Source organism: Stenotrophomonas sp. CFBP 13725 (genome assembly GCF_014841935.1).
GTDB lineage: Bacteria > Pseudomonadota > Gammaproteobacteria > Xanthomonadales > Xanthomonadaceae > Stenotrophomonas.
Genome location: NZ_JACYUV010000021.1, coordinates 1 through 7811 on the forward strand (window position 1 = coordinate 1; position 7811 = coordinate 7811).

Consider the following 7811-nt stretch of genomic DNA (forward strand, 5'->3'; position numbering starts at 1 on the left):
GCCGACTTCAGTCGGCTGCTCTTGGCCATGCGCCCCGACCGACCTCGCGGCCCCCGACGCACGCCGCGATGCATGATGCCCAGGTAGAGCCGACTTCAGTCGGCTGCTCTTGGCGATGCGCCCCGACCGACCTCGCGGCCGCCGACACAGGCCGCGCTGCGCGCTCGCCGAGCACGGCTCGGCGCTACCGGTGTCGGCTTACCTCGACGGGATCAGGCGAACGTATCCCAGCCCATCCGCGCGATCAGCACCACCACCAGTCCCACGAACAGCTTGCGGATCAACGGCGTCCCGCCGCGCAACGCCAGCCGTGTTCCCACCACCGATCCCACGATGTTCGCCACCGCCATCGGCAGGGCGAAGATCAGCAGCACGTTACCGGTGGGGACGAAGAAAGACAGCGCGGCCACGTTGGTCGACACGTTGACCACCTTGGATGCCGCAGACGCGCGCAGGAAATCCAGCCCGAAGAAGCGCACGAACAGGAAAATCAGAAAGCTGCCAGTGCCGGGTCCGAAGAACCCGTCGTAGAAGCCGATCGCCGCGCCGATCGCCAACGCGATCCACAGTTCGCGACGCCCCACGTCACGGGGTCGGTGCAGGGCGCCGAAATCCTTCTTCCACAGCGTGTAGCCCAGCATGGCGATCAACAGCACCAGCACCAGCGGGCGCACGGCGTCCTTCGGCAACAGGCTGACCGCTGTTGCTCCCAGGAACGAAAACACGAAGGCCGTCGCCGCCGCGAACAGGACCGGGCGCCACGGGAAGCGCACATTGCGCGCATAGCGCCACGCTGCGGCGCCCGTACCAAAGGCCGAACTGAATTTGTTGGTGCCGAACAGCATCGCCGGCGTGTGCTGCGGCAGTACCGTGAACAAGCCCGGCAACTGTACCAGGCCGCCGCCACCGACGGCGGCATCGACCAGGCCGGCGATGAACGCGATGGCCACCAGCCACCAGAGCTCGGGGGGGATCAGTTCCAGCACGGGTCACAGCCTGCAGAGCGGGGCGACAGGATACGCCCACTGCCCCGTGTCCAGCAGCGCGGCCGCGGCCCGGCCGTGCAAAAATAGCGAAATGACCCAGAATGCGCCCGCCACCTGCCCCTGCGACCTCGGCCAAGCCTACAAGGACTGCTGCGGCCGCTACCACGCCGGTACGCCCGCCCCGGATGCCGCCAGCCTGATGCGTTCGCGCTACAGCGCCTATGTGTTGCAGCGGGCGGACTACCTGTTGGACAGCTGGGCAACGGATACGCGCCCGACCAGGTTGTCGGTTCAGGATGAACCCGGCCAGCGAACCCAATGGCTGGGCCTGACCGTGCACGCGCACACCCACGAGGGGGACACCGCCCAGGTGCGTTTCACCGCACGCTATCGGATCGGCGGCGGCAGCGCGGTAAAGATGACCGAGCACAGCCGCTTCCTTCGCCGCGACGGACGTTGGTTCTACCTCGACGCGATCTGATGGGCGCCACACGGCGGTCGACACCCTGACGAAACGAGCCGATGACGTCATCCTCACCCCGGCTCCCCGAAGCTTGCGGGGGTGAACAGATCGCTCGCTACCGCCCCCTCCGCCTCGTCCCGCCACGCCCTGCTGGCAGACCATTTCGCCCACGTGCGCCAACGCAGCCTCGCCCTGGCCGCGCCGCTGAGCGCCGAGGATGCGATGGTGCAGAGCATGGCCGATGCCAGCCCGACCAAGTGGCATCTTGCCCACACCACGTGGTTCTTCGAACGCTTCGTGCTCGGTACGCAGCCCGGCTACCAGCCGCTGCAGCCGGAATGGCATTTCCTGTTCAACAGTTACTACGAGACCATCGGCCCGGCGCATGCGCGGCCGCAGCGCGGCCTGCTGTCGCGGCCCAGTCTCGACCAGGTGGGCCGGTACCGCGCGCATATCGACGAGCAGGTGCTCAACCTGCTGCGCCGCGAAGTCCTGGACGACGAAACGCTGGATCATCTGCAGCTGGGGCTGCAGCACGAGCAGCAGCACCAGGAGTTGCTGCTGACCGATATCAAGCACGCGCTGTGGAGCAATCCGCTGCAGCCGGCCTATCGCGAGGACCTGGCGGTAACCACCGGCAGCCTGCAGCCGTTGCAGTGGATCGAGAGCCCAGAGCGCATTGCGTGGATCGGCGCACCGGCGTGGCCGGACAACGCTGCATTCGCGTATGACAATGAGTCGCCCCCCCATCGCGTCATCGTGCCCGCCCACGCGTTGGCCAGCCGGCCGGTCAACAACGCGGAGTTCGCTGCGTTCATTGCCGACGGTGGCTACCGTCAGGTCCAGCTCTGGATGAGCGAGGGGTGGACCTTGAACCAGGCCGAAGGCTGGCAGCATCCGCTGTACTGGGATGACGCGCTGGAGCGCGAGTACACGCTGGGCGGCTGGCGCGCACTGGATCCGAATGCCCCGGTGTGCCATATCAGTTACTACGAGGCCGACGCCTACGCGCGGTGGGCCGGTGCACGTCTGCCCACCGAGTTCGAATGGGAAGCGGCGGCGCCTGAGCAGGCAACGGACGGACACTTCGCTGACGATGACCGTCTGCATCCCAGTGCGGCCGCTTCGCCTGACGGCGGGCTGCAGCAGATGCACGGGGATGTGTGGGAATGGACCAGCAGTGCGTATGGCCCCTATCCGGGCTTCCGGACCTTCCCTGGCAGCCTGGGCGAGTACAACGGCAAGTTCATGTCCGGCCAGTGGATCCTGCGCGGCGGCTCCTGCGCCACGCCAAGGGGCCACGTCCGCGCCAGTTACCGCAACTTCTTCAATCCTTCCGCGCGCTGGCAGTTTGCCGGTGTGCGGTTGGCCCGCGACCTTCAGTGAGTAACGTTCAATGAGTACCGTACATGCGGCGCGGCAGGCGCTTACCGACCTGACCCCCAGCCGCGAGCGCGTGCTGGAGGATGCACTCCGTGGCCTGTCCAGCCAGCCACGGCGGCTGCCTTCGAAGTATTTCTACGATGCCGCCGGCTCTGCGCTGTTCGAGCAGATCACCCGCACCCCGGAGTACTACCCCACGCGCACCGAGCTTGCCCTGTTGGCCCGGTGCCTGCCGGACATCGCCCGCGCAGTCGGCGAAAAGGCGCATGTCGTGGAGCTGGGCAGCGGCAGTGGCCGCAAGACCGCGCTGCTGCTGGAGGCCTTGCGGGAACCGGTGGCCTATACCCCCATCGAAATATCCCGTGCAGCGCTGCTGTCCAGCATCGACCATCTGGCGCCTGCCTTGCCGGCGATCGAGATGCTGCCGGTCTGCGCCGACTTCACCCACCCGGTGGAGGTGCCGGAACCAGAAGAAGAGCCGCGCCGTCGGCTGATGTTTTTTCCCGGTTCCACGCTGGGCAACTTCGAGCAGGCCGAAGCCATCACCCTGCTGCGTGCCATGCACCAGACCATGGGACGCGAGGGGATGGCATTGATCGGCATCGACCTGCACAAGGACACCGCGACCGTCGAGGCCGCCTACAACGATGCCGCCGGGATCACCGCAGCGTTCACCCTGAACCTGCTGCGGCGGCTCAACCAACAGATCGGCAGCGACTTCGACCTGCAGGCCTTCCATCACCGCGCACGCTACAGCGTGCCGAACCTGCGGATTGAAACCCAGCTCGTCAGTGACCGCGAGCAGGAGGTCACCGTGGCGGGCCAGCAGTTCCACTTCGCGTCCGGCGACGCCATCCAGGTGGAATACAGCCACAAATACACCGAGGCGAGCTTCCAGCAATTGCTTGACGCGGCGGATCTGCAGATCGTCGGCCGGTGGGATTCGGTTGCACCCGAGCCGGCATTCGGCCTGCGCCTGCTGCAACGCCGCTGAGTCGGCACCGCTGCCGCTATGATGACCGGGCCATGGCGGCACGGAGGATATCCATGTTCAAGCGCTCCCTGATCCTGCTGGTCGCGGTGGCGGCAAGTCCGATGGCCTATGCCCAGCAGGTCGATCCCGCCTTCGCGACCTGCCTGTCCACCCTGCAGGGCGCTGCGCTGAAGCAGGGCATCCCGGCAGAGCGCTTCATCGCGATGATGTCGCCGGTGCAACCGGATCCGACCGTGCTTGACCTGCTTGATGCGCAACCGGAGTTCACCACGCCGATCTGGGATTACCTGGCCGCCCTGGTGGATGACCAGCGGGTGGAAGAGGGACGGGCCATGTTGGCGCAGCACGCCGCGTTGCTGCAGCGCGTGTCCGCCGAGTACGGTGTCGATCCCGCGACCATCGTGGCCGTATGGGGCGTCGAGAGCGATTACGGACGCGTGTTCGGCAAGCGGCCCCTGTTGCAGTCCCTAGCCACGTTGAGTTGCGCCGGGCGACGCCAGGCCTTCTTCCGCGGCGAACTGCTGGCGCTGCTGAAACTGATCCACCAAGGTGACCTGCAGGGTGAAGGCCTGGTGGGATCGTGGGCCGGTGCGTTCGGCCACACCCAGTTCATGCCCAGCACGTATGCGCGTATTGCAGTGGACGGGGACGGCGATGGACGTCGCGACCTGGTGGCGAGCATTCCGGACGCGCTGGCGTCCACCGCCAATTATCTCAAGCGTGCCGGTTGGCGGACCGGTGAACCCTGGGGCATGGAAGTACGCGTGCCGGCAGGATTCGCCGTCAACCAGGCCGGCCGCACCCAGCGCCGCCCCCTGTCCGAATGGAAGGCGCTTGGCGTGACCACGCTGGAGGGCGATGCCATCGCGCCTGCGGGGTTGCCCAGCGATGTGCGCGCCGCGCTGCTGCTGCCGGCGGGGATCAAGGGACCGGCAATGCTGGTGTTCCGCAACTACGATGCGATCTACAGCTACAACGCCGCCGAAAGCTATGCCCTGGCGATCGCGACCCTGGCTGACCGGCTGCGCGGCGGGGCAGGGCTGGCCACCGCGTGGCCGACCGATGACCCTGGCCTGGGCCGCCGTGAGCGCCGCCAGTTGCAGACCCTGTTGGCCGCCCGCGGCCATGACGTCGGACCGGTCGACGGCATGATCGGGACGGCCAGCCGCCGCGCCATCCAGGCCGAACAGCAACGACTGGGCTGGCCGACGCCAGACGGACGCGCCGGGCGACGGATCCTGCAGGCGCTGCAGGCCGAGCCCACCGCGGCCCCTGCGGCCACCCGCTTCACCCTTCCCTCCAACTACACCGCGCTGGCCCAGTCGCCGGCGCTGCGGAGTGCTTCCAACGTGCAGCAGATCAAAGGCGTCACCAGTGGCAAGTTCCAGGGACTCGATGCCTGGCTGGTCGAAACCCCACAGTCCACCGCGGCGATCAGCGTATTCGGTGGCCAACTGCTGTCCTTCGTCCCGAAAGGGGGACAGGACGTGATGTGGCTGTCGCCGCGCCGCGCGGAGCTGCCCACCCCCATCCGCGGCGGCAGCCCGGTGTGCTGGCCGTACTTCGGTAGGCAGGGGCAAGGCACTGACGTCCCGTCACACGGGTTCGTACGGACCCTGCCATGGGAGCTGAAGCAGGCGCGCACGCTGCCGGACGGCCGTATTGAACTCACCCTCGCACCGCCTGTGCTGGATACCTTGGCGTTGCGGTTGCAGATGGTGCTGGTGATCGGCGCGACCCTGGAGCAGACCCTGGTCACCGAGAACACCGGCAGCAGCGCGGCCAGCATCACCCAGGCCCTGCATAACTATTTCCGCGTCGGTGACGCCACGCGCGTGGACGTGGAGGGCGTGGACGGGCTGGACTATCTCGACAAGTATGAGAACTACGCCCAGCCGCGACGCCAGCAGGGCCCCTGGAACCTGCGCGACCCGCGCGATCCCGGGCGTAGCGACCGCATCTATACAGAGGCGGGGGGCCGCTACGTACTGCGTGATCCCGTCATGAAGCGCCGGATCACCCTCGAAACCCAGGGCAGCCGCGCGCTGGTGGCGTGGAACCCCGGCGCGGAGGCCGCCGCGAAGATGGCCGACGTCGGCGACGGCTGGCGTGACTATGTCTGCCTGGAAGCCGCCAACGCCGGCCCGGATGTGGTCACGGTCCCCGCCGGCGGCCGCCATGTGCTGAAGCAGACCCTGACCGTGCAGCCACTGTAGAAGGTAGAGCCGACTTCAGTCGGCTGGACCAGGACGGTAGAGCCGACTTCAGTCGGCTTCGCAACGCAGCAAGGTAGAGCCGACTTCAGTCGGCTTAGCAATAACGGTGCCGACTGAAGTCGGCACTACCCAGTCGGCTCTACCCGCCCGGGCATCAAGCCGCCCGCGGTCGCAGCACGATCAGCGTCACGCCACCGGCCACCAACCCCCAGAACGCCGACCCGATTCCCCCCAATGCCAATCCGGAAGCGGTCACCAGGAAGGTGACCAGCGCCGCCTCGCGATCCCGCTCCACGGCCAGTGCACTGGCAAGGCTGTTGCCGATGGTGCCGAACAGGGCGATCCCCGCCACGCACGCAATCAGTTCCTTGGGGAAGGCGGCGAACACCGCCGCAACCGTTGCGCCGAACAGACCCACCAGCAGGTAGAACCCGCCAGCCGCCATCGCCGCGGTGTAACGACGCGCAGGATCCTCATGCGCCTCCCGCCCCATGCAGATCGCGGCGGTGATCGCCGCCAGGTTCAGCGCGAACGCACCGAAAGGAGCAAGTGCTGCATTGACGACGCCGATCCAACCGATCATCGGCGAGATAGGTGCCTGATAGCCAGATGCGCGGATGACCGCGACACCGGGAATATTCTGGGAGGCCATGGTGACCACGAACAAGGGCAGGGCCACACTGGCCACCGCCGCCCAGCTCAGCTGCGGCGTGGTCCACACCGGCACGGCAAACTGCAGGGTCACGCCCTGCAGGTGAAGCTGTCCCTGCGCCACCGCGAAGGCAATGCCGACCGCCAGGGTAAGGATCACCGCATAGCGGGGTAGCCAGCGCCGACCGACCAGCCAGGTCGCGAACATCGCCACGCCCATACCGAACTGGGACCCCATGGAGACGAACACATCCAGCCCGAACCGCAACAGGACGCCAGCCAGCATGCCGGCCGCCAATGCCATCGGCACACGCTGCATCACCTTGGCGAATATGCCGGAGAAGCCGAGGAGCGCACCGAGGACAGCCGCGAGCAGGAAGGCACCGATCGCCTCGGCCAGACTGACGCCACCCGCACCCACCACCAGCATCGCGGCACCGGGGGTGGACCATGCAGTGACGACCGGAATCCGATAGCGCAGTGAAAGGCCGATACAGGTAACGCCCATGCCGAGGCCAAGCGCCCACATCCATGAAGCGATCTCACGCTGATCGGCACCGACGGCCTGGGCCGCCTGGAAGACGATCACCGCTGAACTGGCGAAGCCCACCAGGACGGTGATGAAGCCGGCCACTACAGCGGGCAACGAGAGATCGCGCCACCACGGGCGGCGTACGAGCGCATCCATTGTTGTGTGTTCCCTGCAAGACCCCTCCATTGATACCCGCTGTGCTGCCGTGCGCGCAACGCGCGCGCGGCAGCACAGCGCCGGCGTCAGCACCCCCGCCGACACCACGCAGCACAGCGAGTGTCATCAAATTGAAAAAAGGTGTTGACGAATCCTGCAGGATCTCTACAATTCGCTCCCTCGCTGCAACGCAACGCTTTCTTCGGAAAACAGAGCGGAAACAGCACGCCACCACCGCCGAACGATTTGATCGAACGAAGGTGTTGACGGACTCGAAAAGTCCGGCATAATAGGCGGCTCGCAACGACGAAACGCCTTCGGGTTCAACGTCGAAGCAGCAGAGTCAACAACGTCCACTTCGGTGAGACGGCCTTGAAAAAAAGGTGTTGACGAAGCGGAAAAGCCCGCTATAATGGGCGGCTCGCAACGA

At 66.6% G+C, this 7811-nt stretch carries 7 protein-coding genes; 4 read left to right on the plus strand and 3 right to left on the minus strand.

Annotated elements, in window-relative coordinates:
* Positions 1-212: 212 nt before the first annotated feature.
* On the minus strand, positions 213-986 hold the full coding sequence (locus tag IFT65_RS18390; protein WP_188325507.1) for a TSUP family transporter: 774 nt from the start codon (positions 984-986) through the stop codon (positions 213-215).
* Positions 987-1077: 91 nt separating this feature from the next.
* Here IFT65_RS18390 and IFT65_RS18395 point away from each other — a divergent pair, with 91 nt between their 5' ends.
* The 4 genes from IFT65_RS18395 to IFT65_RS18410 all read left to right on the plus strand — a co-directional run bounded on the left by IFT65_RS18395 (position 1078) and on the right by IFT65_RS18410 (position 6042).
* On the plus strand, positions 1078-1467 hold the full coding sequence (locus IFT65_RS18395; protein WP_192082846.1) for a YchJ family metal-binding protein: 390 nt from the start codon (positions 1078-1080) through the stop codon (positions 1465-1467).
* 81 nt (positions 1468-1548) lie between these two features.
* Positions 1549-2835 (plus strand): ergothioneine biosynthesis protein EgtB, encoded by a 1287-nt coding sequence (gene egtB / locus IFT65_RS18400; protein ID WP_192082847.1) that lies wholly within the window; start codon positions 1549-1551, stop codon positions 2833-2835.
* 10 nt (positions 2836-2845) lie between these two features.
* On the plus strand, positions 2846-3826 hold the full coding sequence (gene egtD, locus IFT65_RS18405) for an L-histidine N(alpha)-methyltransferase (protein WP_192082848.1): 981 nt from the start codon (positions 2846-2848) through the stop codon (positions 3824-3826).
* Between the two features lie 101 nt (positions 3827-3927).
* Positions 3928-6042: a lytic murein transglycosylase gene (locus IFT65_RS18410; RefSeq protein WP_192082850.1), complete on the plus strand. Its 2115-nt coding sequence runs from the start codon at positions 3928-3930 to the stop codon at positions 6040-6042.
* Positions 6043-6196: 154 nt separating this feature from the next.
* On the opposite strand, the gene IFT65_RS18415 is transcribed toward IFT65_RS18410, so the two are convergent.
* Positions 6197-7381, minus strand: coding sequence for a benzoate/H(+) symporter BenE family transporter (locus tag IFT65_RS18415; protein WP_192082849.1), 1185 nt, complete (start codon positions 7379-7381; stop codon positions 6197-6199).
* A 165-nt stretch (positions 7382-7546) separates the two neighbouring features.
* On the minus strand, positions 7547-7811 hold a 265-nt coding region (locus IFT65_RS18555; RefSeq protein WP_206756820.1), incomplete at its 5' end, for a hypothetical protein.

Coding starts and splice junctions, on each gene's coding strand:
- IFT65_RS18395 (WP_192082846.1), top strand. CDS start 1,078: ATGACCCAGAATGCGCCCGCCACCTGCCCCTGCGACCTCGGCCAAGCC.
- egtD (WP_192082848.1), top strand. CDS start 2,846: ATGAGTACCGTACATGCGGCGCGGCAGGCGCTTACCGACCTGACCCCC.
- IFT65_RS18410 (WP_192082850.1), top strand. CDS start 3,928: ATGGCCTATGCCCAGCAGGTCGATCCCGCCTTCGCGACCTGCCTGTCC.
- IFT65_RS18415 (WP_192082849.1), bottom strand. CDS start 7,381: ATGGATGCGCTCGTACGCCGCCCGTGGTGGCGCGATCTCTCGTTGCCC.